Origin of the sequence: Mycobacterium farcinogenes (assembly GCF_019739075.1) — a bacterium.
GTDB classification, from domain to species: Bacteria; Actinomycetota; Actinomycetes; order Mycobacteriales; family Mycobacteriaceae; genus Mycobacterium; species Mycobacterium senegalense.
The window spans coordinates 5,907,154-5,932,622 of record NZ_CP081673.1; the positions used below are offsets into that span (position 1 = coordinate 5,907,154).

The window sequence follows — 25,469 nt, forward strand, 5'->3', positions numbered from 1 at the left end:
CCTACAGTTCGGGCAACCCCAGCTCATCCGCATCGGCGGTGAGATAGCGGGTCAAGGTGGGCGCCAACAGTGCCACGACCTGTTCCCCGTCGAGTGTCGCCAACGGTGGCACGGCCATCACATAGCGCAGCATCGCCGTGCCCACCAGGCTTGATGCGGCGAGCATCGCCCGCAATCGGGCCTGTTCGCCACCACCGAGAACTCCTGACACCGCGGTCAGCACGTAATCCTGCATGAACGTTCGAAATGCCACGTGCGCATCGGAATTCGATGTCGCCGACTGCAGCATCACGCGCATGCTGGCCGCCGTGTCGGGCGTCTCCCACATCTTCAGATAGACGCGCACCATGCGTTCGCCGATCGAGTCGGCCGGCCCCTCCAACGCGGCCACCAGCACGTCGGGGTCGAGGATCAGCCGCAGCGATTCCCGGAACAGGTCCGCTTTCGACCCGAACAGATAGAGCACCATCGACGCGTCGACGTGTGCGTCCGAGGCGATGGCCCGCAGCGTCGTCTTCTCGTAGCCCTCCGCCGCGAAGCGCAGCTTGGCCGCGGCCAGTACCGCGTCGCGGGACACCGGATCACCCTGTCGGCGCCCTCGCCGGCCAGGCGTTTTACCAGGTGAAGCCATACAGCGACACTATCATTTCAATGACTGTTGAAAACTTTCCCTACACGGCCTACCCTCACATCAACCGATTAATTCAACGTCGGATGAAAAGAGGGAACGATGCTCTCGACCCAGACCACGCCGCCCGTGCACCACGCGGCACCCGAACACCAACCACCCGCCGCTCTGCGCGCCGCCGGCATTGTCACAGTGCTGGCCATCGCGATCGCCGTCGTCGCCATCGCCTTCGCCCTGCCCGCCGCACGCTCCAAGCCCCACGACGTTCCGATCGGAGCCGCGGGCCCGCAGGCAGCCACCAGCCAGGTCGCCGAACTCCTCGAACGGCAGGCTCCCGAAGCATTCGCAGTCACCTACTACCCGAGCGAGGAAGCCCTGCGGGAAGCAATTCTGAACCGAAATGTGTACGGCGGCATCGCTTTCGGAACGCAGGGTCCCACCCTGCTCACCGCCACCGGCGGCAGCCCCGCCGTCGCGCAACTGCTGACCCAGATCGGCAACGGCATCGCGGCACACCAGGGGGTCCCGCTGCATTCCGAGGATCTCGCTGCACCCACGAGCCAGGATCCGCGCGGCACCGGACTGGCCGCCTCCGCCCTACCGATCACCCTGGCCGGGATTTTGCCCGCGGTCGCCCTGGTGCTGATACTGCGCCGTGAGGTGTGGACCCGGCTGATCGCGGCGATCGTGTTCTCCGCGGTTGCCGGAGCAACCGTGGCCGCCCTGCTCCAGTACGTGTTCGGCTCGATCGACTCGAACTTCTGGGGAGTGGCCGCCGGCCTGACGCTCGGGATCGCCGCGGCCGGGCTGACCGTGCTCGGCCTGGGCTCACTGTTCGGCAAGGTCGGCCTGGGCGTGGGCGCCGCACTGGCTCTGTTGCTGGGCAACCCCCTGTCGGGGCTGACCGCCGCACCGGAAATGCTGCCCGCCGGCTGGGGCCAGCTGGGCCAGTTGCTGCCACAGGGTGCCACCGCCACGCTGCTGCGATCCACCGCATACTTCGACGGTGCGGGCGCGGACTTGGCGATCCTTGTGCTCAGTTGCTGGGCGCTTGCCGGGCTGACGTTGCTGATCATCGCCGCATTGCGGCGGCCCGGAACTTCCGCGCATATGATGCGACTCCGTGGGACTCGATGACCGTCAAGCACTGGAGACACTCCAGCGCGCCGTCGACCCCGAGCAGGGCTCCGCGCCGCTGATCCGCGACTTCTACACCCAATGGTTCGCCACCGACCTCTCGGCCCGTGATCTGTTCCCGCCCGACATGGACAGCCAGCGCGATGTCTTTGCCCGCGCCCTGACCTGGCTGTTCGGCGAGCTGATCGCCCAACGTGCCGAAGAGCCGGTGGCGTTCCTGGCTCAGCTGGGTCGAGACCACCGCAAATACGGTGTCACACAGAGCCATTACGACTCCATGCAGGAGGCGCTGTACAACGCTCTGCACCGCCATCTCGAACCCGAATGGGACGATCGGCTGGCCGAGGCCACTCACGACGCCGTGGCACTGGTCATCGGGGTGATGCGCGGGGCGGCCGATGCCGAGGAATCCCCGGCGTATTGCGACGGCACCGTGATCGAGCACCACCGGGTCACCCGTGATGTCTCGGTGATCCGGCTGCAACTCGACCAGGCGCTGTTCTATTACCCCGGCCAGTACGTGACCGTCCAGGTGCCACAGTGGCCGCGCCGGTGGCGCTACCTGAGCCCCGCCGTGCCCTCCGACCGGTCCGGGGGCATCGAGTTCCACATCCGGTCAGTCCCCGGCGGCATGGTGAGCACCGCCATCGTCTCCGAGACCAAGATCGGAGATCGCTGGCGGATGTCCAGCCCACACGGCGGGTTGCACGTCGACCGCGACGGCGAAGATGTGTTGATGGTGGCGGGCAGCACAGGCCTGGCTCCGCTGCGCAACATCATCATGGACATGACATTGCACGGCGAGAATCCGCGCGTGCACCTGTTCTTCGGCGGCCGCTATCCGTGCGATCTGTACGACCTGAAAACCCTGTGGCACATCGCCTCGACCAATCCGTGGCTGTCGGTGACCCCGGTGTCCGAATACAGCACCGACCCGCCGTGGGCCGGCCAGTACCCCGACGTCCAACCTCCGCGTGGCCTGCACGTGCGCCAGACCGGCACGCTGGCCGAGGTGGTGACGCGGTACGGCAACTGGGGCGATCGGCAGATCCTCATCTGCGGCGGACCGGACATGGTCACCGCCACCAAGGCCGCCCTGATCGAGCGGGGAGCGCCGGCCGAGCGCATCCAGCACGACCCGCTGACTCGCTGACCCGTGCCAGACTTGCCTCATGGTCGAGGTTCAACCAGTCAACTTGTCTGACCCGTCATCGTCGCTGATGGCCACCTATGTGCCGGCGGCGGGGATGATCTGCACCTCGCTGTCCGACGGTGGCGTCGAGTATCTGGGACAGCGCCGCGGGCTGCAAGCTTACCTCTCCGACGGCAAGACGATGGGCATCCCGATCCTCTATCCGTGGGCAAACCGGTTGAGCGGCAACCACTATCGCGTCGGAGAGACGGCGGTGAACGTGGCACCCGGGGAGAATGGTGTGCGCGCCGACGCGCACGGAGCGCCGATGCACGGTGTGCTGGCCGCCAATCCGGATTGGCGGGTGACCGAGAAATCGGAGAACACGCTCACCGCCGAACTGGACTGGGGCGCCGCACCGGCGCGGCTGGCCACGTTCCCGTTTCCGCACCGCCTCACCATGGCGGTGACGCTGGCCGACCGAACGCTCACCGTGTCCACGACGGTGACGCCGACTGCCGAACAATCGGTCCCGCTGTGCTATGGCTACCACCCGTACGTCACGATTCCCGAAGTGCCACGCGAAGATTGGCAGCTGCAAACCCCGACCATGCGGCACCTGCTCGTGGATGACCGGGGGCTGCCCACCGGTGAATCCCGGGATTGGCCGGACGGGGCGAGGCGGCTGGGCACCACCGAACTCGACGACGGATTCGATGGCGTCGAGCCGGGTGCGGTGTTCACCCTGTCTGGCGGCGGCCGCCGGGTCGAGGTCACCTTCGACGAGGGCTACACCGCCGCACAGCTTTTCGCGCCCGGAAGCGATGCGGTGGTGGGGATCGAGCCGATGACCGCACCCACCGATGCGCTACGCCGGGGGAATTACAGAATGGCCGCCCCCGGAAGTCCGGAGACGGCCATCTTTTCGATCAGGGTCGGCTAACGGGCACTGCGGCGCGGCTGTCGTGGCTGCCACAGCACGACCGCTTTGGACGCCGCGGAGACGTCACGGCGTTGATCGCTGAGTTGCTCGACCTGTTGGGTCAACTCGGAAACCCTGGTGCGCAGTGCATCCACCTGATTGGTCAATTCGATGATGCGCTTGATACCGGCCAGGTTGACACCCTCGTCCTGTGACAACCGCTGCACCTCACGGAGCAGGTCGACGTCACGCTCGGAGTAGCGGCGCCCGCCGCCGGAACTGCGCTGCGGGCTGACCAGGCCGAGCCGGTCGTAGGTGCGCAGGGTCTGCGCGTGCATACCGGCCAGCTCGGCGGCCACCGAGATCAAAAACGTGCGGGCTTCCTCTTTGCGCTGGCTCATATGTTGCCTGCCCATCCGGCCCGCGGATCGAAACCGCTGGCCCGTTCGGCTTTCGCATAAGCCTCCAGCGCCTCTGCCGCTTCACCTTCAAGGTTGGGCGGCACCGCGACCTTGACCGTGACCAGCAGGTCACCATGGCCGCCGGAACGTTTGGGCACTCCGCGTCCCCGCACGCGCAGGATCCGCCCGTCGGAGGTGCCCTTGGGCACCCTGACCCCGACCTTGCCGTCCAGGGTAGGAACGGAAAGTGTTGTGCCCAGTGCCAATTCGTGGAAGCTCACCGGCACCGCAACGGTCAGGTCATCGCCGTCACGCCCGAACACCTTGTCCGGCCGCACATGCACGGTGACGTACAGATCGCCCGACGGCGCACCTCGCAGCCCGGCTTCGCCCTGGCCGGCCAGCCGGATGCGCTGACCGTCCTCGACACCCGGCGGGATCCGCACATTGATCGTGCGGGTCCGGGTGGTGACGCCGGTGCCCTGGCATTCAGAGCAGGGGTGCTCGATGATCGAGCCGCTGCCCCGGCATTCGGTGCAGGGCTCGGAAAATCCGAACGCACCCTGATTGCGGTTGACCACACCCGAGCCGTTGCAGTTCGGGCATACCTTGGGGCTGGTGCCCGGCCGCGCACCACTGCCATGACAGTTGGTGCAGGGCGCCGGGCTGGTCAGCCGCAGCGGCATGGCCACGCCCTTGGTGGCTTCCAGGAAGGACAGCTCGGTTTCGGTTTCCAGGTCGTTGCCTCGACGAGGCCTACTCGGCCGCGGTTGCGCACCGCGACCGAACAGCCCGCCGAAGAGGTCACCGATGTTGGCGCCGCCGCTCTGGCCGGCCGCGTCGAACAGGTCTCCGAGGTTGAATTCGGCTCCGTCGGAACCGAACCCGCCACTGAAGTTCCCACCCGGGTTGAACCGGCGCCCACCCCCGGCGAACAGCCGGCGGGTCTCGTCATACTCCTTGCGCTTCGCGGGGTCCGACAAAACACTGTTCGCCTCGGAAACCGCCTTGAACCGCTCGGCCGCACCCGCATCGGGATTGCGGTCGGGATGCAGCTCGGAGGCCAGTTTCCGGTAGGCCTTCTTGATCTCGTCGGCGCTGGCGTCAGAGGAGACGCCGAGTTCTTTATAGAAGTCCTTCTCGACCCACTCGCGTTGGGCCATGCGCCACCTCCTTACCTCTTCTCTCTAGTTGGGTTGTCTAGTTGTCTGATTCTGCGGCCTGATCGCCGGCCGCGTCACCGTTATCCGCTGCCCCCGACGGGGAACCAGCACCGGCCTCGGCGTCGGGAACCGTGTCGACCACGCCGACGAGGGCGTGCCTGACCACCTGGTCACCGATCTTGTAGCCGCGCCGCATCACGGTCCCGACCACGGGGTGGGTGCCCTCACCTTCGTGCTGCACAGCCTCGTGCAGTGATGGGTCGAACTCGTCACCCTCGGCGCCGAATGCGGAAAGGCCCTGTCCCTCAAGGGCGCCGACGAGCTTGTCGGCGACCGACTTGAGCGGCCCGGCCTCCAGGTCACCGTGGCTGCGGGCCCGGTCCAGATCGTCGAGCACACCCAGCAACTGGGTGATGACGGCGGCCTTGGCCCGGTCGGCGGTGACCTGCTGATCGCGCAGCGCCCGCTTGCGGTAGTTGTCGTATTCGGCCTTCACGCGTTGCAGCGTGGCCTTGAGCTCGGCGACCTCGTCGCTGTCGTTCGCCGGCGCACCGGCAGCGGAGGCGGCCGGAGCCGGCCCACCAGGGGCCGGCTCCTGCTCACGAACCTCACCGGTGTCGGGATCGATGCGCCGTTTGTCGGTGATGGTCACCGGCTCGTGCGGATCGTTCTCGCTCACTTGTTCTCCTGATCATCGTCGACGACCTCGGCGTCCACCACGTTGTCGTCCGCGGCGCTCGAGGAAGCTCCACCGTCGGCACCCGCGGCCTGCTCGGCCTGGGTGGCCTCGTAGATCGCCTGGCCCAGGCCCTGCGACTCGACACCGAGCTTCTCCATGGCGTCCTTGATCGCCGAGATGTCGGAGCCTTCCAGCGCCGTCTTGGCCGTGGCGATCGCGCCGTCGACCTTGGCCAAGGTCTCCTCGGGAACCTTCGACCCGCCCTCGGCCTCGCGCTGCTCCTTGACGAACTTCTCCGTCTGGTAGACCAGCGACTCGGCCTGGTTGCGGACGTCGGCCTCTTCGCGACGCTTGCGGTCCTCGTCGGCGTGCGCTTCGGCGTCCTTGATCATCCGGTCGATCTCTTCCTTGGACAGGCCGGAGCCTTCCTGGATCTTGATCGTGTTTTCCTTGCCGGTGCCCTTGTCCTTGGCGGTGACGTGCACGATGCCGTTGGCGTCGATGTCGAAGGTGACCTCGATCTGCGGCACGCCGCGGGGGGCCGGCGGGATACCGGTCAGCTCGAAGGATCCGAGCAGCTTGTTGTGAGAAGCGATTTCGCGCTCACCCTGGAAGACCTGGATCTGCACCGACGGCTGGTTGTCGTCGGCGGTGGTGAAGGTCTCCGACCGCTTGGTCGGGATGGTGGTGTTGCGCTCGATCAGCTTGGTCATCACGCCGCCCTTGGTCTCGATACCGAGCGACAACGGGGTGACGTCAAGCAGCAGAACGTCTTTCACCTCACCCTTGAGCACACCGGCCTGCAGCGCGGCACCCACGGCGACGACCTCGTCGGGGTTGACGCCCTTGTTGGGCTCCTTGCCGCCGGTCAGTTCCTTGACCAGGTCGGTGACGGCGGGCATACGGGTCGAACCACCCACCAGGACCACGTGGTCGATCTCGGAGACCGAGATGCCGGCGTCCTTGATCACCGACTGGAACGGCTGACGAGTGCGGTCCAGCAGATCCTGAGTGATCTTCTGGAACTCGGCGCGGGTCAGCTGCTCGTCGAGGAACAGCGGGTTCTTGTCGGCGTCGACGGTGATGTAGGGCAGGTTGATCGAGGTGCTCTGCGAGCTCGAGAGTTCGATCTTGGCCTTCTCCGCGGCCTCGCGCAGCCGCTGCATCGCCATCTTGTCCTTGGTCAGGTCGATGCCGCTGGTGGCCTTGAACTTGTCGACCAGCCATTCGACGATCCGGTCGTCCCAGTCGTCGCCACCGAGGTGGTTGTCACCGGAGGTGGCACGCACCTCGACGACTCCGTCGCCGATCTCCAGCAGCGAGACGTCGAACGTACCGCCACCGAGGTCGAAGACCAGGATGGTCTGTTCCTTGCTGCCCTTGTCGAGCCCATAGGCCAGGGCGGCCGCGGTGGGCTCGTTGACGATGCGCAGCACGTTGAGGCCGGCGATCTGGCCGGCTTCCTTGGTGGCCTGACGCTGGGCGTCGTTGAAGTACGCGGGCACGGTGATGACGGCGTCGGTGATGTCCTCACCGAGGTACGCCTCGGCGTCGCGCTTCAGCTTCTGCAGCGTGCGCGCGCTGATCTCCTGCGCCGTGTAGTTCTTGCCGTCGATCTCGACGGTCCAATCGGTGCCCATGTGACGCTTGACCGAACGGATGGTCCGGTCGACGTTGGTCACCGCCTGGTTCTTGGCGGGCTGGCCGACCAGCACCTCGCCGTTGCGCGCGAATGCGACGACGGACGGGGTGGTCCGGGAGCCCTCCGAGTTTGCGACGACGACGGGGTCGCCGCCTTCCAGGACCGCCACAACGGAGTTGGTGGTCCCGAGGTCGATACCGACCGCACGAGCCATGGTGTTGCCTCCTGATAGATATAGGGGTCTGAGCGGACTGCGCTCAAGCTTGCTCCGGGCGAGCTTAGATTGTCAACCCAGACTTGAGTCGATGTCACTCAACTTGTTGTCGATCTGGTCAACGGGGCTTTCGGCGGTTTTGTTCCCGAAGCCCGCCCAATTTTTCGCGCGGGGATCGTGCCCCATAATCAGATGCCGCCGTAGGGCGCAGGCAGCCACTTGAGGGGGATCGACCGGCGATGTCAGACGAGATCACGACAACGGGGCCGAACGTGCCTGCGGACAAGCGGACAAAACGCAGCTACCAGCGTCGGGCTTTCAAACTGGACACTCCGATCGGCGAGATCGCCTTCGCGATCCGGACCCCGCGCAACCCGCGGCCGCTGGTGCCGAAGCGGTTCGATCCGTTCGGTCTCACCGACCGTGCGCTGGACGCCGCCAAGACCAGCATGAAGCTGGCGGCCTGGGGTGAAGAGCAGCTGGCCACGCTGGTGAAGAACCGGCTGGAGGCCATCGAATCGGCACCGCGACCCGCCCCGGTGCCCACCCCGGAGGAGCCGACGGCCGAATCGCTGAACCTGAAGATGGACCGGTTGCTGGACCGCGCCCTCGACCAGAGCACGGCCGGCAGCCAGGTGGAGCTCTACCACCGCCTGCTCGACCAGTTGGTCGCCGACGAGGCCCGGATCATCGGCGCCCTGTCGGAGGGTGAGGCTTCGCCACTGGTCAACGTCTACACCTGGACGCGTTCACGAACCCCGGGGCAGGCCGTGCTGGAGAACGCCTGCCTGATCGGCCGCACCGCGAATGTGGCGCTGCCGGCGATGGTCCCCCAGTACGTCGGGCATCTGCTGTCACTTGGTCTGGTGGAAACCGGTCCCGAGGATCCGTCACAGAAAGCCGAGTACGAGGTGCTCATGGCCGAGCCGATGGTGCTGCGGGCGATCAAGAACGGATCCCGCGGGCCTCTCGCCGCCAGAGTGGACAAGCTCACGCTGACCTTGTCCGGGCTTGGTCGCGGCTTGTGGGAGGCCGCGGTGGAACGGGACGGTTCCTAACCGCATGGCCGGCAGCGAGGCCGTTCTCGCGATCCAGACCTGGCAGGAGATCAAGGCGGATTTCAGCGTCAATTGGCTGATCTATCTGTCGATGCCGTTCGTCGCCGCCTTCGTCGGGTGGAGCACCAAGATCGTCGCGCTCGAGATGCTCTACCGACCGATGGAGTTCCGGGGCATCGGCGTGCTCGGCTGGCAGGGCATCGTCCCGCGACGCGCGGGCAAGGTGGGTTCGAAAACCATCGAGCTCCTCACCCAGAATCTGCTGAAACCCGAAGAGCTGCTGGCGAAGGTGGACGCCAAGGAGGCCGTCGAGGCCTTACGCAAGCCCCTGACCCAGGCCGTCGACGACATCTCCCGCGACATCGCCGAGCAGATCCGCCCCGGGCTGTGGGATTCACTGCCCGACGCCGCGCGCAACGCGATCCAGGCCCGCATCCACGACCAGACCCCCAGGATCGTGGAGAAGATGCTCAACGAGATGCGTGCGGACCTGAACCGGTTCGTGGACATCCAGTACCTGGCCGTGACGACGCTGGTCCGCAACAAAGACAAGCTCAACAGGCTGATGCGCGGGCTCGGCGACAACGCGATGGCCTTCGTGCGCCGCAGCGGCATCTACTTCGGGCTCGGGATCGGCGTGGTCCAGATGGTTGCCTGGGCGTTGTTCCAGAACCCGTGGATCATGCCGGCATTCGGCTTCGGCGTCGGCCTTATCAGCGACTACATCGCGCTCAACATGTTGTTCCGCCCCGTGCGGCCCACCAAATACCTCGGCTTCATCCCGTTCCAGGGATTACTGCACGCCGAGCGCGACAAGATCACCGAGGACTACGCGCGGATTCTGGCCGAGGACCTGTTCTCCCCCGAGATCCTGTTCGACGGCGTGCTGCGAGGCCCGGGCTCCGACAAACTGTTCGCGCTCGTGGGCAAGGAGGTCGAAGCGGCCATCGATGCCCAGACCGGCATCGCGACCCCGCTGGTCAAACTCGCTGTCGGCACCCAGCGGTACAACGCGGCCAAGGACCGTCTGGTGAAGCTGGTGCTCGAGCGGCTGCCCACCACGCTGGTCGAGGCGCAGGACTATGCCATGAATGCGCTGGACCTGGAGAAGACCATCATCGACAAGATGGGTCAGCTCACCAATGAGGAGTACGAGTCGATCCTGCGGCCGGTGTTCAAGGACGACGAACCGACCATGATCGCGGTCGGAGCGATCCTCGGCGGCATCGTCGGCGAAATCCAGGTGCAGGTCGTCGAGCACTTCGGTCGCGAGACCCAGGTAAGCGCACTCAATACCCTTCTGCACCACTAGCATTCGACGACATTGACGGCGACGGCGAGCCCACCCGTCGAAGTCTCTTTGTACTTGGCGCTCATGTCCATTCCGGTGGCACGCATGGTCTCGATGACCTGATCCAGGCTCACCCGGTGAGTACCGTCGCCCCGTAGCGCCATGCGGGCCGCGTTGATCGCCTTGCCCGCCGAGATGGCATTGCGTTCGATGCACGGGATCTGCACCAGCCCACCGATCGGGTCGCAGGTGAGGCCGAGGCTGTGCTCCATGGCGATCTCGGCGGCGTTCTCGACCTGTCGCGGTGTCCCACCGAGGATCTCGGCCAGTCCTGCGGCAGCCATGGACGCAGCGGAGCCGACCTCCCCCTGGCAGCCCACCTCGGCGCCCGAGATCGAAGCCCGCTCCTTGTACAGCGATCCGACGGCTCCGGCCGTGAGCAGGAAACGCACCGTGGTGTCATCCGGGTCGACTTTCCCGGCCGCGGTGTAGTGGACTGCGTAGTGCAGCACCGCCGGAATGATCCCGGCCGCGCCGTTGGTCGGCGCGGTCACGATCCGACCGCCAGACGCGTTCTCCTCGTTGACCGCGAGCGCCACCAGATTCACCCAGTCCTCGGCGAACGCCGGATCACGCGTCGGGTCCTCGGCTTCGAGTCGCAGGAACCAGTCTTTCGCGCGGCGCCGGACCCGCAGGTTGCCGGGTAGGTCGCCGTCGCGCGACATGCCGTTGACCTGGCAGGCGACCATGACGTCGCGGATATGCAAGAGACGTTCGCGCACCTCGGCTTCCGGCCGGGCGGCACACTCCTGCCGCATCATCACCTGGCTCACCGACAGCCCGTCCCGATCGGTCAACGCGAGCAACTCTGCGGCCGAACGGAAAGGGGCATCGGTGTCCTGCCGCACCGATGCCTGCGGCTCGGCGCGAGATTCAGCGACGACGAAACCGCCGCCCACCGAGAAATAGGTGTCGCGGTAGACGGTCTCACCGGTCGCTGAAAATGCCGCCAGGGTCATGGCATTCGGGTGTTGTGGCAGCCGGCGGCTCGGTAGCAACTGCACGTCGGATTCGGTCAATGCGATCAGCACCCGACCGGCCAACCGGATCTTGCCGTCGGCTCGGATGGCAGCGAGCCGCCGTTCCATCTCGTCGGTCTCGATGGTCTCGGGCCGATATCCCTCCAGCCCCAGCAGGACGGCCGGCATCGTGCCGTGCCCGGCACCGGTCGCCGCCAGCGAGCCGAACAGTTCGACCTCTACCGCGGCGACGCGATCGACCGCCTCGCGGCGGACGAGTTCGTCGGCGAACATGCCGGCGGCCCGCATCGGACCGACGGTGTGGGAGCTCGACGGGCCGATCCCGACCGAGAACAGATCGAAAACACTGATCGTCATGACTACCAACTCCGGGTGTGTGGTGACACCTCCCCGCTCTGTCCTGAAACCTGAGAGATTTGGCGCGCCGCGCCTTTCACCTTCGGTAAGCGCGTGATGGCCGCGCTGTTCTCCAGAGTTGCCTCGACACTGCGGTGCTGGGCCTGAGAGATTCCCGGGGAGGATTTGCTCCTACGGCGCCTCCCGATCGGAGGTTCTCCCGCAATGCGTCATCGACGTATTGAGTTATGTGACGGATGTTACTCGGCCGGCCGCGTCAGCCGGTCGGAATAATCCCGGCCCCGCTCAAGTTGCACCGGCCATCATCGTAACTAAACTGAACGTACAGTTCAGATAAACAAAGAACAGGTGGTCAAAGACATGAGCGTTTGGTTCATCACCGGAGCATCCCGCGGATTCGGATTGCAGATCGCCCGCGACGCCCTGGCCCGCGGCCACCAGGTGGTCGCCACCGCACGCGATGCCGCGGCCGTCACCGCCGCCCTCGGCGAGGACGACAACGTACTCGCCGTCGCCCTGGACGTCACCGACGAGGCGCAGGCACAACAAGCCGCGCAGGCCGCCGTGGATCGCTTCGGCCGGATCGACGTGTTGATCAACAACGCCGGGCGCGGCCTGCTCGGCGCGGTCGAGGAAGCCACCGATGCCGAGGTTCGCTCGGTCTACGAGACCAACGTGTTCGGCCTGCTGACCGTCACCCGGGCCGTCGCCCCGGTGCTGCGGGCGCAACGGTCGGGCACCATCGTCAACATCTCCTCGGTCGGCGGCTTCGTCGGCTCGCCCGGATGGGGCGTCTACGCCTCGACCAAATTCGCCGTCGAGGCCCTCTCGGAAGCGTTGCACGCCGAACTGAAACCGTTGGGTGTGCACGTCATGGTCGTCGAGCCCGGCTACTTCCGCACCGACTTCCTCGACTCGTCGAGCCTGCAGACCCAGCGCAACCTGATCGACGATTACGCCAACGGTCCGGCCGGCCAGATGCGCGTCGCCGCCGGCGAGCGCAATCACGACCAGCCCGGCGATCCGGTCAAGGCAGCCAAGGCCATCATCGATGTCGTGGAGGCGGACGAGCCGCCGCTTCGCCTCCTGCTCGGCAACGACACCATCGCGGCAGTCGAGGGCAAGATCGCCCACGTGCAGGCTGAATTGGCGCAATGGCGAAGTGTCTCGGAATCAACAGATTTCGATGATGTCGCGGCCCACTGAGACGGCGGCCGACGGGGCGGGCGAGGATTTCGCCCGCCCCACCGGCGCGCGCAGCGACCGCATCCACCAGGCCATGCTCGACGCCACCGCGGAGCTGCTCGACGAAGGTGGATTCCCGGCGGCCACGATGGACGCGATCGCGGCCCGATCCGGAGCCAGCAAGGCCACCCTCTACAAACACTGGCCATCGCGGACCGCCGTCGCAGCCGAGGCCTTCGGATCGATGATGGCCGAAGCGTTGCCGCTGCCCGATACCGGCAGCACCGCAGGCGATCTCACTGAGCAGGTGATCCGTGTGTCGGCGTTCTACGCCAGCGCCCGCGGCGAGGTGTTCGCCCAGCTGCTCGCGGCGTGCGTCGAAGATCAAACGGGCGCAGCGTATTTCCGTGAGTACTTCCTGGGTGGACGACGCGCCGCGATCACCGAACTGTGGCAGCGCGGGGTCGACCGCGGCGACGCCGACGCGGACATCGCGATCGACGATGTCATCGACATCCTGTTCGGGCCACTCATCTTCCGTCGCCTCAGTGGCCACTATGCCCTCACCGAGGAACATGCCCGGCGGTTGGCCGAGACCGCGCTGCGCGGGCTGCTTCCCGCCTGACTCACGCGCACCCGCAGGTCTCCCCCACCCGCAGCGTCGGCGTGATGTCGTCGTCGGCGTCATCCCCGAGCAATCGGCCCAACGCCAGGCGGGCGAGCGCGTCGACAGGTTGCTGGACCGCGGTGAGCCGAACCCGCCCATAGTCGGCGGTGGCGCCGTCGAAACCCACCACCCGAATATCTTCGGGCACGCGCAATCCGGCATCGATGATCGCGCGGACGGTGGCGGCGGCCTGCCCGTAGGTCCCGACCACCAGGGCGCCGGGAGCCGGTGTCGCGTCGCGCAGGAACTCCCCGACCGCGGCGTACGCACCGGCGGGAGTGAGATCGGTGCGGATGTGTGACAGAACCCGCCCGACCACCGAGTCGGCACCCTCGAATCGCTGCTGCACGGTCTCCCGGTCGCCGTGGCGGACGTCGACCTCCGTGAAACCGCCGACGAACGCGATGTCGCGACAGCCGTGGACGTCGAGTAGGTGCCGGGTGAGGAGTGCGCCCGCGTGGGCGTGGTCGACCGCGACGATGTCAGCCTCGACTTCACCGCGGATGTTGTGCATCCATACCACCGGAATACGTTCTTGCCGACACAGTTCCGCCGTCTGCGGAGCGTTCGCCGCACCGACGACCAGCAGTCCGTCGACCCCGACCTCAGCGAACGCGGTCGCGAATTCGAGTTCCCGCTCGGGGTCGTAGCCGGTGTTGCCGATCAGGGTGAGGTGATCGCGGGAACGGGCCTCGACCTCGATCCGGCCCACGAACTCGCCGAACAGAGGCAGCGTGAGGTCGGGAACCAGCAGACCGATCTGCCGCCACCGCCGGGACCTGCGCAGCGCCCTGGCACGCACATCCGGCCGGTAGTTCAACTCATCGATGGCGCGGATCACCTTGGACCGCAACTGGTCTGACACGGGTCGCGGCCCGTTGTTGAGCACGTAGCTGACCACCGCCGTCGACGTGCCGGCGCGGTTGGCCACATCTGCCAGGGTCGGACGTTTCCCACTCACAACGGGTGGACCCTCCGCTCGTCGACGGTCGCTCGAAAGAGTTTGAATCACCTCGATTGTGACGGTTCCGTCCATGTTTCGCCTGCCTCACGCTAATCGATTAGAACCGTAACGAGGAGGACCCGTGGTTGTAACCGGACGTTGGTGGAGTAACTGACATGGCATTTGTACGTCTCAGTGGAGTCAGCTACCTCGACCCCGAGCTTGTCCATGACAGCTATGTCCTGTTCACCGGCGCCGACGGAACCACCCGAGTGATCGACCTCAACGGCACCGTGGCGCACGAGTGGCCGTATGCCGGTGTGCCACCCCGCATTCTGGACCCCGCGCTCAACGGCGGCCGGCTCGGCGACGTCGGGGTGCAACTGTCCGACAGCGATGACGCCCGCGGCGGCATCTATGCCAACGGCACCGTCGGCCAGCTCGACTGGAATGGCGACGTCGTCTGGGAATGGGGTACCCAGGCGCCCGACGGCGCCGCCCGGCAGAACCACGACTGGGAGCTACTGCCCAACGGCAATCGCCTGATCCTGGTCACCGTTCCCCGGGTGGTACCCAGTCTGGGCACGCACACCGTAGGGGACCAGGGACTCTACGAGGTCACCCCCGGCGGCGAGATCGTCTGGCAGTGGCTGGCCGGCGACCACCTCGACGAGTTCGGCTTCTCCGAGACGGGCTGGGATGCCCTGCGTCAGGCCGTCGCCCGTGATCCCGACGATCCCTGGGGCTATCTGGAGATGAACAGCGCCAAGACCCTCGGTCCAAACCGGTGGTACCTGAATGACCCTGACTCGGTGTTCCACCCGGACAACATCCTGATCAGCTTCCGCAAGGCCAACATCATCGCGCTCGTCGACAAGGCGACCGGTGCGATCGCCTGGAAGCTGGGGCCCTACTACGACGCCGAATTCGGCGCCCAGCATCAGCGGATCAACGTGCACAAGGTGCCACGCCCGGTCGACCAGACCTCCGGTCAGCACAACCCGCACATGATCGCAGCGGGCCTTCCCGGCGCGGGCAACATCCTGGTGTTCGACAACCAGGGCGGCGCCGGATACCCTGCCGCACCGCTGGGCATCTACGCGGGCTCCCGGGTCCTCGAAATCGACCCTCTCACCCGCGAAATCGTGTGGCAGTACACCGCTGAGGATTCGGGTCTACCGTCGTGGACCTTCTTCAGCTCGTTCGTCAGCAATGCGCAACGACTGCCCAACGGCAACACCTTGATCACCGAGGGGATGCAGGGCCGGCTGTTCCAGGTCACCCCCGGCGGTGACGTGGTGTGGGAGTATCACAGCCCCTATCAGGGCTACGGCGTGGCCGGGGAGCCCGAGGTCAAGCAGACCAGGGTGCCCGGGGTAGACCGGCTGACCCGCACGGCGCTGGTGTACCGGTCACAAGCCGTGCCGTTCGACTGGGTTCCGTCGGGGAACCCGCGCGAGCCGCTGCGTGCCGTGGGAACCGAAGCGGGAAGCCGTCCATGACAGCCGGTTTGGCGGTCCGAGCCCCGGCCGCGTCACCGCACAGCCCGCGTCCGGCACGGCTACGGTCGGCGTTCGCGCGGGCGAGGGTTCTGGGCTGGACACTCGCCGGCCTGGCGATCGCCGCTGCGTTGTGGTCGCTGATCGTGGCGACCGGGCGGTTCCCGCGGCAACTGTTCCCGAGCGTGCCCGAGATACTGGCGGCCGGACACACGTTGTGGGCCGAGGGCCTGCTGGCCGACGACATCGTCGCCAGTTTGCGCAGGGCGGCAGTCGGTTTCGCGATCGGTGCCGCCGCCGGCATCGTGGTGGCCGTCTTCACCGCGACCACCGCCGCCGGCCGCAATCTGTTGCAACCCGTCCTTCGGGTGTTCTCGCCGATCCCGACGATCGGTCTGGTCCCCCTGGCGATCCTGTGGTTCGGGCTCGGTGAGAACAGCAAGCTATTGGTCATCGCGCTCGGCGTCTTCGTCCCGGTGTGGATCAACAGCCACTCCGGATTGGCCGGCACACCGATCGACTATTTGAAAGCCGCACGTTGCCTGGGCGCCGGCCGCTGGCAGACGTTGTCGAAGGTGGTGCTGCCAGAGGCCGCGCCCGATATCGCCTCGGGCCTGCGGGTGGGTGCCGCGATGGCGTTCGTGCTCATTGTGGTGGCCGAGATGACCGGCACCACAGCGGGTATCGGGTACCGAATCTCCCAGGCTCAACTGTTTTCTCAGGCCGATCGGCTGATCTTCTGCCTCATCATCCTGGGCATCGTCGGTGCCCTGTGTGACCTGCTGGTCGCCGCGGCCGCATCCCCGTTCACCCGCTGGGCCCAGGAGGAGCGCTGAGATGTCCATCCAGACCCGTGATCTCGTGGTGAAATTTCCCGGCAAGCAAGAGCCGACGCTCAAGGGCATTTCCCTGACCATTCCCGACGGGTCCTTCTCGGTGCTCGTCGGCGCCTCCGGCAGCGGCAAATCGACGCTGCTGCACTGCCTTGCCGGACTCATCACCGCCACCTCCGGCTCCATCACCGACAACGGTGAAGACGTCACCGCACCGAATCCCCGGCGCGGCGTGGCCTTCCAGCGCGACGTGTTGTTCCCGTGGATGACGGTGGCCGACAACATCGACTTCGCCCTTGCTGCCCGACGTTCGGCAAAAAGCCAGCGACGAGCCAAGATTCACGAACTGCTCGACCTGGTGGGGCTGCGTGACGAGGTGGCCCGGCAACGCCCGGGCGAGCTGTCCGGCGGAATGCGGCAGCGGGTCAGTATCGCCCGAGTCCTGGCCGGCGAGCCCACAGTGATGCTGATGGACGAACCGTTCGCTGCCCTCGATGCGCTGACTCGCCTGCGCATGCAAGACCTGCTGATCGATCTGTGGACGCGGTTGAACCGCACGATCGTGTTCGTCACCCATGACATCGACGAGGCAATCCGGCTCGGCGACACCGTCAGCGTGCTACGTGACGGGAAGATCGCCGATCAGATCACCAACCCCCTCAGCCGCCCCCGGCCTGCCGACTCTTTGGCAGATCAGCCCGGCTACAGCGAGATCCGCAAGTCCCTGCACCACCAACTCGGCATCGATCACGCCGTGCACTGACCCGCCACCGACAAGGAACTCATCCGTGAAGACCCCTCTTCGGCGCATCGCCGCCGCAGCACTTGCCACCGCCCTCGCTCTGACCGGCACCGCCTGCACCGACTCGAGCGCCACCGACGCCGATCAACTCACCGTCGGATTCGTCGTCGACCCGTCCTGGGCCCAGATCCCGGTAGCGGCCGACAACGGACTCTTCAGCAACCACAACGTGAACGTCAAAGTGGTGAACTTCCAGTCCGGCGTCGAGGCGCTGCAGGCCGCCGCGGCCGGTCAGGTCGACATCACCACTGCTGCCGATGTCCCGACCTCGGCCACGCTGACCCGCACACCCACGCTGCGGGTGATCGCCGACGGCTCGCGTTGGGAAGGATCGCGCATCGTGGCCCGCCGCAGCGCGGGCATCAACTCACTCGCCGATCTGGCCGGCAAGTCCATCGGCACTCCACAGGGCACCAGTGCGGCTTATTACGTATCGAACGCCTTGGCGCAGAACAACATCAAGGCCGAGCTGGTGCAGGTCGCGCCGTCGGCGATCGTCACCGCCGCCACCCAGCGCAACGTCGACGCCGTGTCGATCTTCCAGCCCTACCAGGCGCAGACGATCAAGGCCCTCGGCGACGACGCCGTGGCACTGACCGGTGGGACCTACAACCAGCACAGCCTGTTCATCGCCACCGATGCGGCCGTCTCGAACAAGGGCAAGGCGATCACGGCCTTCCTCGCCGCACTCGGTGACGCGGGCTCTGCCCTGTCGCAGCACGACAAATCCGCCACCGACGCCGTCGCCAAGGCCACCCAGTTGGACCCCGAACTGCTGAGCACCGTGTTGGGTGAATTCGACTTCACTCTGCAGCTGAAGGCTGACGTGGCCGACAAGCTCGCCGAGCTGGGAACGTGGGCCAAAACGCAAAAGTCCATCGATCCGGGCACGCAACTGCCGGACTACGCGAAGTTCCTCGACAATCGGTTCCTGCCGGAGCCGAGCAAGTCGTGACCGCTAGGTGACCCGCGCCCGCAGGTCGCGCCGTCGCAGCAGGGCGGTCCCGAACGCCCCGACGATGACAAGGTCAGCGGCCACGCCGCTGCTGGCTGTCGCCAGCAACCAACCCGCGACACCGGTGGCCAAGACGAACGGGGGCAGCCACTCGAACACCCGCGACCAGGACGGCACCGTGTGGTGGGCGTGCGCCGCATCTTTCGCACGGGCGTACTCGGGGTAGAACTCCGTGACGGCCACCGCGAAGAACAGCGCGGCCAGCTGAAGAACCCAGCCGGTCCAGAAGTTGTCGGTGCTGCCATAGACCACATCACCGAGGAAACCGACCGACGCGGAGAAACCGAAGGCGACCGCCCACACCGTGGCCACCACCATGTTGGTGCGTTTGAACAGCGGGGTGTCCCACTGCTCCGGCGGGACGATGTCACGGGCATACGCCGTCGTGTACGGCCGGCCGATCATCACGCTGACGAGGGCGAACACCGCAAGCGAGGCATTGGTGACCTCGCCCGACCACATTTCCAGCCACGCGTTCTGCCCCCTGGAGGCCACCAGGCCGACGGCGGCCAGCACCACGAAGAAGGCCACGCCGAGCGCCTCCAGCACGTGCACCGGAATATTGCGGCGACGGTCCAACGCCAGCACCAGCAGCGAGAAACCGAGAGCGCCCCACACCGCGATCTCGTACCGACCGGGACCGGCGAGGATCGCCATGAGCGCCCAAGGCACGATCCCGGACAACGGAGAGTCCAGGAACGCATCGAGAGCCTTGCCGAGCACGCGACGACGTTAGGTGACGTAGCTGGGAAGTTCCCGAGACGGCGTGTCATAACCCGGCGTCACCGGGCGCGATGCGTAGCCTTGGCGCGGTGAAGGCGTGGCAATCGCTGGGCGCCCTGCTGGCAGTGGGTGCGCTGTTGCCCGGCTGCCAATCCAGCATCGACGGCACCCCGGCCGCCAGCCCGCAATCACCCACCGAGCCCAGTTTCCCGACGGCGCGGCCGACCCGGTCCAGCCCAGTGCCCTCGCCGAGCACCACCGCCGCGGCTCCGCCCAGCACCTCCCGCGCACCATCTGGCGCCACCCCACTGGAGCCTGAGAACGGATACGTCTTCATCGAGACGAAATCGGGCAAGACCCGCTGCCAGCTGTCCAAGCGGGACGTCGGCTGCGAATCCGACTTCACCGACGCACCGGTGGTCGACGGTGAGCAGGCGAACGGCGTCATGCTCACCTCCGACGGCCAGATCAAGTGGGTCGTCGGCAATCTGGGAGACATTCCGGTGGTCACCCTCGACTACCGCAAGTACAGCGCGGTGGGCTGGACCATCGATGCGACTGAGGACGGCACCCGGATCAGCAACGACAGCACCGGGCACGGCATGACCATCGCTGTCCAAGGAGTGAAAACCTTCTAGAGTTGCACTCATGAGCGTCGCCCAGCGGGAACGTGCCGCACTCGTCGAGTCCATGCGCGCCGCCGGTCCCGATGCGCCCACCCTCTGTGAGGGCTGGACCGCGCGCGATCTGGCCGCCCATCTGGTGGTGCGGGAGCGTCGCCTCGACGCCGCCCCCGGCATCCTGGTGCCCCAGCTCGCCGGCTACACCGAGCGCGTGCAGCAGAAGGTCACCGAAAAAACTGAATGGGACGCCCTGATCGACCAGATCGCCGGGGGCCCGCCACTGTATTCCCCGTTCAAGCTGCTGGACCCGCTGGTCAATGTGGCCGAGATGTTCATCCACAACGAGGATGTGCGTCGGGCCCAACCTGGCTGGGAGCCAAGGGATCTCGACGATGCGACGGTAGCCGCGCTGTCTCGCGGTATCGGCGCGATGGCCCGAATGTCGATGGGCAAATCCCCGGCGCGGGTAGCCTTGACCACCCCGCAGGGCAAGACGCTGGCGACCGTCGGCTCCGGGCCCGAGGTGACAGTGACCGGCGAACCGGGCGAGCTGCTGATGTTCGCCGCCGGACGCGAACAGGCCCGGGTGACTTTCTCCGGTGACGACGACGCAGTGGCCGCGCTGCGTTCCGCCCGTCGCGGGCTGTAGCGCAACCAGATCGCCGATAGGCTGGGGTCCGTGGACTTCCGTGTTTTCGTCGAACCCCAGCAAGGCGCTACCTACTCCGACCAGCTCGCGGTGGCACGGGCCGCCGAAGCTCTCGGCTACTCGGCGTTCTTCAGGTCCGACCACTACCTGGCGATGAGCGGTGACGGCCTGCCCGGGCCGACCGACTCCTGGGTGACCCTGGCCGGCATCGCACGCGAAACCTCGACGATCCGCCTGGGCACCATGGTCACCTCGGCCACCTTCCGTCACCCCGGACCGCTGGCCATCTCTGTGGCGCAGGTCGATGAAATGAGCAGTGGCCGTGTCGAATTGGGCCTCGGCGCCGGCTGGTTCGAGGCGGAGCACCAGGCCTACGCCATCCCGTTCCCGCCGCTGGGTGAGCGTTTCGACCGGCTCGAACAGCAGCTGCGCATCCTGACCGGCCTGTGGGGCACACCGGTCGGCGAGACGTTCGACTTCTCGGGCAAGCACTACACCGTCGTCGACTCCCCGGCCCTGCCCAAGCCCGCCCAGTCCAACCTGCCGATCATCATCGGCGGCATGGGCGCCAAGCGCACGCCGGCGCTGGCCGCTGAGTTCGCCGCCGAGTTCAACATCCCGTTCGTGCCGCTGGACACCCTCAAGACCCAGTTTGCGCGGGTGGCCGACGCAGTGGCCGCAGCGGGACGAGCTGCCGACTCGCTGACCTACTCGGCGGCGTTCGTGCTGTGCGCGGGCCGCGACGAGGCGCAGATCGCCACGCGGGCCGCCGCGATCAATCGCGAGGTCGACGAGCTGCGCAGCAATTCGCCGTTGGTCGGCACTCCCGCCGAGATCGTCGACAAGCTCGGGCCCTTCCTGGAGGCGGGCGTGCAGCGGGTCTACCTGCAGATGCTCGACCAGTCCGATCTGGATCATCTGGAGCTGTTCGCGGGTGAAGTCGTCCGTCAACTGAGCTGATCGAAGCCCGGTCTTCGGCCGGGCATAGTATCGGTGCCCGTGACCGGTGACGAGGACGATCAGGGACAGCCTCCCGAGGCGCCCTGGCATCACTCGACACCGGCTGTCGCCGGGGCCAGCGCCGCCGCCCTCGCCGTAATCGGGCTGGTCCTGTGGGCCGCGATCTCGCTGACCAGCTCCGGTGGCCCCGAAGATGCGCCGATCGAATTCGTTCCGCCGACCTACACGTCGACGACCGTGAAGACCTCGAAGTCCACCACGACCCGGACGACGAGCAGCAGCCTTCCGGTCACCACCGAGTTCGGCTTGCCGGGCGAGTCGGACACCACGACGACGTCGCCGTCGGAGACCTCCGGCACCTCGACCACCTCAGAGACTTCTCCCACGTCGACGACCACGACCACCACCACGACTGAGTCGAGCAGTGCGGGCTACGGCGAGTACCCCACCACGACGTACCGCCGGCCCCGCACCAACGTGACACGCACGCTGTATCCAGCGCCGGGCGGCTGAACCCGCCTACCATCGGCGAGTGTCGAACTATTACGACGACGACGAGCCCACCCAGTACGCCCCCAGCTACGGCGGCGACTACTCGGAACCGCCCGCTCCTGAGCCCGTCCCCTGGTACCGCAAGCCCGCCGCATTGATCGGCATGGGCGCCGCGGGAGCAGTCATCGCAGCGCTGGTCATCTACGCCTTGGTGCAGCTGTTTTCGTCAGACTCTCCGTCGACGACAATCACCACTACGACCACCACGACGACGACCACATCAATCGCCACTACGGCTCCGGTGATTCCGGCCCCGACTCATACCGTCACCGAGACAGTCGTCCCGACCACCACGGTTGAGGAGACGACCCCCACCACTACGACCGAGACCACGACGACAACCGAGACCACAACCACCACGACTGCGCCGACAACCACCACCACGACCGCACCGGCGACGACCACAAGTCAAGCGCCTGCCGGCGGGTAAGCAGTTATCCACAGATCGTCGAAGTGCTCTGGTGGTGATCACGCCCGGCCACGAGTATCGAGTTGGTGGACGTCGACAATGTGCTTCGACAACAGGACGGGGTGATCTCGCGCCGACAGGCATTGGACGCGGGTCTGCGGGAGCACGAGATTCGGCGACGGCTCAGACGCAACGAGTGGGCGCGGGTTCACCCGGGCGTGTACGTCGACCACACCGGACCGCTGACATGGTCGCAACGCGCTTGGGCGGCAGTGCTTTACGCGGCTCCGGCTGCACTGTGCTTTGAATCTGCACTCGGAGCCGACACGTTGCCCATCCATGTCGCTGTCGCGCAACAGCGGGCGATACTCGCTCAACCGGAGGGAGTCCGCATTCACCACCGTGTCAACCTTCAGGAGCGGGTGCTGTGGAACGTCAGCCCGCCACGGATGCGTTACGACGAGGCCGTGCTCGACGTCGCGTGCCGCGCCGCGTCCGAACTCGATGCCATCGCGGTCCTGGCCAACGCCTGCCAATCGCGGCGCACTACTGCCAATCGGCTACTGCGAGTGCTCGATTCTCGGGCGCGGGTCCGCCGTCGACAGTGGCTACGCGCGGTGTTGGTCGATATCGCCGACGGCACCTGCTCGGTGCTCGAGCACGGCTATCTGGTCCGCGTCGAGCGGCCGCACGGTCTCCTTCGGGCTGTGCGGCAGACGCGATCCGCAACATCCGCCGGGGTCTGCTATCGCGATGCCGAGTACGGCGAACGGCTCATCGTCGAGCTCGACGGCCGCGTCCATCACGATTCAGCGACCAGGCGCGATGCCGACTTCGAACGGGATCTCGACGCCGCCGTCGACGGCCGATCGACAATCCGGCTCTCCTACGGGCAGGTCTTCGACCGGCCATGTCGGACCGCGGGCAAGATCGCCCAGGTGCTGCAGCTGCACGGGCTCGCGATGGCCGGTCACCCGTGCGGACCTCGGTGTGCGTTCCCCCGACTCGACCGCGCCGCGTAAGGCCATCAACACCGAGGATTGCAGTCACCACCAAGCAGTAATCCTCGGTGCAAGTCCCAATCAGGGCGTGGGCTCAGGCGCCACGGTGGGCTCCGGTGCCGCTGTGGGCTGTGGCGAATGCGTGGGCTCCGGGGCGGGTGTGGGCTCAGGCGTCGGCTCCGGGGCATGTGTCGGCTCCGGCGTAAGCGTGGGTGTAGGCGTGGGCTCAACCGTAGGCGTGGGACTCGGGCTCGGCGAGGGCGCGGGCGCCGGCGCCGGCGATGGTGCAGGCGTAGGCGGCTTGAACGTCGGCACCGGCAACTGCGGGAGCGCCACAGGCGGAAAAACCAACGGCGGCACCGGGATCGCAGCAGGCACGGGCACAGGAACAGGCGCGGGTGCCGGTGCAGGCGCAGCGGGCCGGGGCTGGGGCGCTCGCGGCGCCGGCGCCACCCGTTGCGGAGCCGGGGCCAGCGGTGCGCTTTGCCGGCTCTGGACCATCCATGGTGCGGAAGCTTGCCGGGGTGCGGCGGGCGCACCTGTACCCGGCCAGGACGGGTCACGCACGACCACGGTTCGGGTCGGCGGCGCCGGAGCGTTCTGAGCCAGTGGGGACTCGGCCGGAACAGTTTGTGGCGCCGGCACACTGGTCGCGGCGGCATCGAGCCGATCGGCCCGCGCGGACAACACCATGCCCGCCGTGCCGACGACGGCCAGGAACACCGCCGCGTAGGTCACCACACCCCCACGCCGATACCACGGAAGGCGCGCGGGAGCGGGTGGCACAGGCGGCTCGGTGAACATGAAGGCCGGCCGGGCGGAATCCTCAGTCACCGACTCCGGGATGAACTCGGCGACTTCGGCAGCCGAGTCTTCCACTGACCACGCCATGGCGGAGGCCGCGACGGTGCTCGTGACGGGCTCCGCCGCAGGAGTCACCGCCACCTGCGTCGCGGTCTCATCGACACCGCGGCGGCCGATCAGCGCAGCCCCGACGGCCGCGATCACCTGGGCCTGCGGCACCGTGCTGACGGGCAAGCGGAAGGCCTCTGAAAGCCGTTGGGTGACAAGGGGTATCCGAGCTCCACCGCCTACAGTGACCAGCGCGGCCAGCTGTGCCGGGTGAATACCGTTGCGGCGCAGCAGGTCCAACAATGCTTCGATCACGCCGCCGAGCGGCTGGTCCACCACCGCGTCCAGCTCGGCCCGGGTGAGCCTGATCGCTCCTCCAGGTACGGCCAGGCTGGTCGCGCTCTCATCACTCAACCGTTCCTTGGCGGCTCGGCACTGCTCGCGCAGCTGGGCCAGCGCGGCTACGGCGGCGGTGCCTGCCGGTTCGGCATCCAGGCCGCTCAGGACGTTCCGTAGCACTTCCTGGTCGATCAGATCGCCGGAAAAGTCCTGATAGCGCATCGTCTGGCCGATGGTCGCGTAGCCCGCGCCCGCATCGACAAGGGTCAGGCTGGTGCCGGAGCCGCCGAAATCGCACAGGGCGACGACACCGCGGGCGGGCAGACCCGGATAAGCCTGAATGGCCGTCAGCGCAGCGACCGAATCCGGCACCACCCGGACCCCGGGCAGCGCGCCGCGCACGGCGTCGAGAGCGGCGGCACCCCAATGTGCAGGTACCGCCAGCACTGACACGTCGGGGCGATGCGCGGGGCTGGCCTCGCGCGTCAACGCCTCGACGGTGCCGGCCAACAAGTGTTCGGCGTGGTGCGTCGAACCATCGGCAGCGACCAGTGGTACCGGGTCACCGACCCGGTGCACGAAATCGGTGAACACCAGGCCGCCGGGCACAGACGAGGACGGCGCGCCGACCACGGCCCCATGTTGGGCGGACACGGTGAGCACCGCCCGCCGCACCAGCGGCGCATGATCGGCGATCGCCACCACATTGGTCGCCCCCACAGACAACCCCAGGCAATCACGCATACCTGTATG

26 protein-coding genes and 1 riboswitch are annotated in these 25,469 nt (G+C 66.9%); of the genes, 17 read left to right on the forward strand and 9 right to left on the reverse strand.

What is annotated here, in order from left to right; genetic code table 11:
• Position 1: 1 nt before the first annotated feature.
• On the reverse strand, positions 2-631 hold the full coding sequence (locus K6L26_RS28280; protein WP_047039862.1) for a TetR/AcrR family transcriptional regulator: 630 nt from the start codon (positions 629-631) through the stop codon (positions 2-4).
• Positions 632-730: 99 nt separating this feature from the next.
• Here K6L26_RS28280 and K6L26_RS28285 point away from each other — a divergent pair, with 99 nt between their 5' ends.
• From K6L26_RS28285 to K6L26_RS28295, 3 genes are read left to right on the forward strand one after another with little or no spacing between them, the layout of a single operon-like run.
• A complete protein-coding gene (locus tag K6L26_RS28285; RefSeq protein ID WP_064896002.1) occupies positions 731-1,765 on the forward strand; it encodes an ABC transporter permease in 1,035 nt (344 codons plus the stop codon).
• Positions 1,752-2,918, forward strand: coding sequence for an FAD-binding oxidoreductase (locus tag K6L26_RS28290; protein WP_036389490.1), 1,167 nt, complete (start codon positions 1,752-1,754; stop codon positions 2,916-2,918). The genes K6L26_RS28285 and K6L26_RS28290 overlap by 14 nt, the downstream gene beginning before the upstream one ends.
• A 19-nt stretch (positions 2,919-2,937) precedes the next feature.
• The gene (locus tag K6L26_RS28295; protein WP_221852196.1) at positions 2,938-3,840 is read left to right on the forward strand and encodes an aldose 1-epimerase; all 903 of its coding nucleotides are present in this window, start codon (positions 2,938-2,940) and stop codon (positions 3,838-3,840) included.
• Here the strand turns inward: K6L26_RS28295 and K6L26_RS28300 are convergent.
• From K6L26_RS28300 to dnaK, 4 genes are read right to left on the reverse strand one after another with little or no spacing between them, the layout of a single operon-like run.
• Positions 3,837-4,220: a heat shock protein transcriptional repressor HspR gene (locus tag K6L26_RS28300; protein ID WP_019346645.1), complete on the reverse strand. Its 384-nt coding sequence runs from the start codon at positions 4,218-4,220 to the stop codon at positions 3,837-3,839. The two genes, K6L26_RS28295 and K6L26_RS28300, sit on opposite strands and share 4 nt — an antisense overlap.
• Entirely contained in the window at positions 4,217-5,383 is a 1,167-nt protein-coding gene (gene dnaJ, locus K6L26_RS28305) for a molecular chaperone DnaJ (protein WP_019346644.1), read from the reverse strand. The genes K6L26_RS28300 and dnaJ overlap by 4 nt, the downstream gene beginning before the upstream one ends.
• A 37-nt stretch (positions 5,384-5,420) precedes the next feature.
• Positions 5,421-6,062 carry a nucleotide exchange factor GrpE gene (gene grpE / locus K6L26_RS28310; protein WP_221852198.1) on the reverse strand — a complete coding sequence of 214 codons (642 nt, stop codon included), beginning with the start codon at positions 6,060-6,062 and terminating at the stop codon, positions 5,421-5,423.
• A complete protein-coding gene (gene dnaK / locus K6L26_RS28315) occupies positions 6,059-7,918 on the reverse strand; it encodes a molecular chaperone DnaK (RefSeq protein ID WP_019346642.1) in 1,860 nt (619 codons plus the stop codon). The genes grpE and dnaK overlap by 4 nt, the downstream gene beginning before the upstream one ends.
• Positions 7,919-8,190: 272 nt before the next feature.
• Between dnaK and K6L26_RS28320 the strand changes: the two genes are divergently transcribed.
• On the forward strand, positions 8,191-8,976 hold the full coding sequence (locus K6L26_RS28320) for an Abi-alpha family protein (RefSeq protein WP_328586220.1): 786 nt from the start codon (positions 8,191-8,193) through the stop codon (positions 8,974-8,976).
• Between the two features lie 4 nt (positions 8,977-8,980).
• Positions 8,981-10,288: a DUF445 domain-containing protein gene (locus tag K6L26_RS28325; protein ID WP_221852200.1), complete on the forward strand. Its 1,308-nt coding sequence runs from the start codon at positions 8,981-8,983 to the stop codon at positions 10,286-10,288.
• Here K6L26_RS28325 and K6L26_RS28330 read toward each other — a convergent pair.
• A complete protein-coding gene (locus K6L26_RS28330; protein WP_221852202.1) occupies positions 10,285-11,664 on the reverse strand; it encodes an L-serine ammonia-lyase in 1,380 nt (459 codons plus the stop codon). The genes K6L26_RS28325 and K6L26_RS28330 overlap by 4 nt on opposite strands.
• Positions 11,665-11,692: 28 nt before the next feature.
• Positions 11,693-11,790: riboswitch (glycine riboswitch) on the reverse strand.
• A gap of 234 nt (positions 11,791-12,024) precedes the next feature.
• On the opposite strand from K6L26_RS28330, the gene K6L26_RS28335 reads away from it, so the two are divergent.
• Positions 12,025-12,870 (forward strand): oxidoreductase, encoded by an 846-nt coding sequence (locus K6L26_RS28335; protein ID WP_043369465.1) that lies wholly within the window; start codon positions 12,025-12,027, stop codon positions 12,868-12,870.
• Positions 12,854-13,474 carry a TetR/AcrR family transcriptional regulator gene (locus K6L26_RS28340; protein WP_019346637.1) on the forward strand — a complete coding sequence of 207 codons (621 nt, stop codon included), beginning with the start codon at positions 12,854-12,856 and terminating at the stop codon, positions 13,472-13,474. Before K6L26_RS28335 ends, K6L26_RS28340 begins: the two co-directional genes overlap by 17 nt.
• 1 nt (position 13,475) lies before the next feature.
• On the opposite strand, the gene K6L26_RS28345 is transcribed toward K6L26_RS28340, so the two are convergent.
• Positions 13,476-14,447, reverse strand: coding sequence for a LacI family DNA-binding transcriptional regulator (locus K6L26_RS28345; RefSeq protein ID WP_019346636.1), 972 nt, complete (start codon positions 14,445-14,447; stop codon positions 13,476-13,478).
• A 188-nt stretch (positions 14,448-14,635) separates the two neighbouring features.
• Between K6L26_RS28345 and K6L26_RS28350 the strand changes: the two genes are divergently transcribed.
• Genes K6L26_RS28350 through K6L26_RS28365 form a run of 4 tightly spaced genes read left to right on the forward strand, consistent with a single transcriptional unit; the run spans position 14,636 to position 18,548 of the window.
• On the forward strand, positions 14,636-15,961 hold the full coding sequence (locus K6L26_RS28350; protein ID WP_221852203.1) for an aryl-sulfate sulfotransferase: 1,326 nt from the start codon (positions 14,636-14,638) through the stop codon (positions 15,959-15,961).
• On the forward strand, positions 15,958-16,794 hold the full coding sequence (locus K6L26_RS28355) for an ABC transporter permease (protein ID WP_064896008.1): 837 nt from the start codon (positions 15,958-15,960) through the stop codon (positions 16,792-16,794). Before K6L26_RS28350 ends, K6L26_RS28355 begins: the two co-directional genes overlap by 4 nt.
• A 1-nt stretch (position 16,795) precedes the next feature.
• Entirely contained in the window at positions 16,796-17,554 is a 759-nt protein-coding gene (locus K6L26_RS28360; protein WP_019345479.1) for an ABC transporter ATP-binding protein, read from the forward strand.
• A gap of 25 nt (positions 17,555-17,579) precedes the next feature.
• Complete coding sequence (locus K6L26_RS28365; protein WP_064896010.1) at positions 17,580-18,548, forward strand: ABC transporter substrate-binding protein; 969 nt, start codon at positions 17,580-17,582, stop codon at positions 18,546-18,548.
• Between the two features lie 3 nt (positions 18,549-18,551).
• Here the strand turns inward: K6L26_RS28365 and K6L26_RS28370 are convergent, their stop codons facing one another.
• A complete protein-coding gene (locus K6L26_RS28370; RefSeq protein WP_221852205.1) occupies positions 18,552-19,331 on the reverse strand; it encodes a DUF3159 domain-containing protein in 780 nt (259 codons plus the stop codon).
• 71 nt (positions 19,332-19,402) lie between these two features.
• Between K6L26_RS28370 and K6L26_RS28375 the strand changes: the two genes are divergently transcribed.
• The 6 genes from K6L26_RS28375 to K6L26_RS28400 all read left to right on the forward strand — a co-directional run bounded on the left by K6L26_RS28375 (position 19,403) and on the right by K6L26_RS28400 (position 23,546).
• Positions 19,403-19,969, forward strand: coding sequence for a hypothetical protein (locus K6L26_RS28375; RefSeq protein ID WP_221852207.1), 567 nt, complete (start codon positions 19,403-19,405; stop codon positions 19,967-19,969).
• Between the two features lie 10 nt (positions 19,970-19,979).
• Positions 19,980-20,603, forward strand: a complete 624-nt coding sequence (locus tag K6L26_RS28380) for a TIGR03085 family metal-binding protein (RefSeq protein WP_065064020.1) — start codon at positions 19,980-19,982, stop codon at positions 20,601-20,603.
• Positions 20,604-20,633: 30 nt separating this feature from the next.
• Complete coding sequence (locus K6L26_RS28385) at positions 20,634-21,563, forward strand: LLM class F420-dependent oxidoreductase (protein WP_221852209.1); 930 nt, start codon at positions 20,634-20,636, stop codon at positions 21,561-21,563.
• A 39-nt stretch (positions 21,564-21,602) separates the two neighbouring features.
• Positions 21,603-22,076: a hypothetical protein gene (locus tag K6L26_RS28390; protein ID WP_019345473.1), complete on the forward strand. Its 474-nt coding sequence runs from the start codon at positions 21,603-21,605 to the stop codon at positions 22,074-22,076.
• A gap of 19 nt (positions 22,077-22,095) precedes the next feature.
• On the forward strand, positions 22,096-22,545 hold the full coding sequence (locus K6L26_RS28395; protein ID WP_019345472.1) for a hypothetical protein: 450 nt from the start codon (positions 22,096-22,098) through the stop codon (positions 22,543-22,545).
• 65 nt (positions 22,546-22,610) lie between these two features.
• Positions 22,611-23,546, forward strand: a complete 936-nt coding sequence (locus K6L26_RS28400; protein WP_221852211.1) for a type IV toxin-antitoxin system AbiEi family antitoxin domain-containing protein — start codon at positions 22,611-22,613, stop codon at positions 23,544-23,546.
• Between the two features lie 60 nt (positions 23,547-23,606).
• Here K6L26_RS28400 and K6L26_RS28405 read toward each other — a convergent pair whose 3' ends face one another.
• A complete protein-coding gene (locus tag K6L26_RS28405; RefSeq protein WP_221852212.1) occupies positions 23,607-25,460 on the reverse strand; it encodes an Hsp70 family protein in 1,854 nt (617 codons plus the stop codon).
• Positions 25,461-25,469: the final 9 nt, after the last annotated feature.